Annotated in this window: 2 protein-coding genes; both read right to left on the bottom strand. The window is 60.5% G+C overall.

The window, feature by feature from the left end; genetic code table 11:
* Positions 1 to 773: bestrophin family protein (locus AC4PG8_RS13900; RefSeq protein WP_492170468.1), on the bottom strand; the 773-nt coding region annotated here is incomplete at its 3' end.
* 31 nt (positions 774 to 804) lie between these two features.
* Positions 805 to 1,034, bottom strand: a 230-nt coding sequence (gene fliE, locus AC4PG8_RS13895; protein WP_492170467.1) for a flagellar hook-basal body complex protein FliE, incomplete at its 5' end; no start/stop codon positions are given.

Below are 1,034 nucleotides of genomic sequence, written 5' to 3'. Positions count from 1 at the left end.
CTATTGGCGAACGGATCGGTCAGATCCTCGCCGATGCTCAGCACCGCGAGGAAGACGAGTCCGATCAGCGTCGATCCGATCGGCGTGGCAAGGCCCAGGGATTCGACCAGCGCGATCGGGAGCGGCACGCAGAACACACGCGTGAAGAGGTTCGGGAAGAACCGAAAGCCATTGGGCAGCGGCGTGTTCTTGATCCGCTCCATGCCGCCCTGCGCATTGGCGATGTCGATCAGGACGCGCTCCACAGTTGCCTGCTGGATTTCGGTGATCCGACCTTCCGCGAGCGCGTCGGCGTAAATGCCCGATATGTCCTCCAGGAGCGCGTTGGCAGGGTTCAGGCGGGCGACCGCCATATCGGCGACTTCCGTTCCAGCGACCCGGGCAATCTCTTCATAGGGCGACTGTCGGCGAAGCTGGCAGCGCATCGAGTGCGCAAAGGCGATCTGCCGCAGGATGATGTTGTGCCGCATCTCACTGCCCTCGGGTTCCCCCTTGGTCAGGCTGCGCGTGATCCGGGCCAAGCTGCGCGAGGCATTGATGAGCGCGCCCCAAAGAGTTCGCGCTTCCCACCAGCGTGCATAAGCGGCGTTGGTCCGAAACCCCATGAAGAGCGCGATGGCAGTGCCGAACAGCGCCGTCGGCAAAGGCGGTTCCTTGATCGGGGTCATCATGTGGAATGCCGTCACCGCCACGTCCCACACGAACAGGATCGTGAGAGGCTTCCAAACCTCGACAATAATCTGCTTGAATCGTGGCCTTGTGCCGACAATCATACCAATACCGCCTTAGTTATCTTCGCGATCGTCATCCGATCGGCATGTTCATGATGTCTCGATATGCAGACAGCAGCTTGTTCCGGACTTGCAGCGTCGCCTCGAAAGTAATGGATGCACGGCTCTGGATGAGCGCGACGGTTGCAATGTCGGTGGTTTCGCCCCGTTCATATGCTTCGGTGACGACATCCTCCTGCTCCTGGGTCTCGTTGACCTTCGCCACCACGGCATTGAGGGTGTCGGCAAAGGTTGAGGCTGGAG

It is taken from the genome of Listeria sp. MAN/IMW/UF555 (assembly GCF_058684075.1).
Note: the sequence above shows the minus strand (reverse complement) of the source record. Positions and strands in the feature narration are given on the sequence as shown.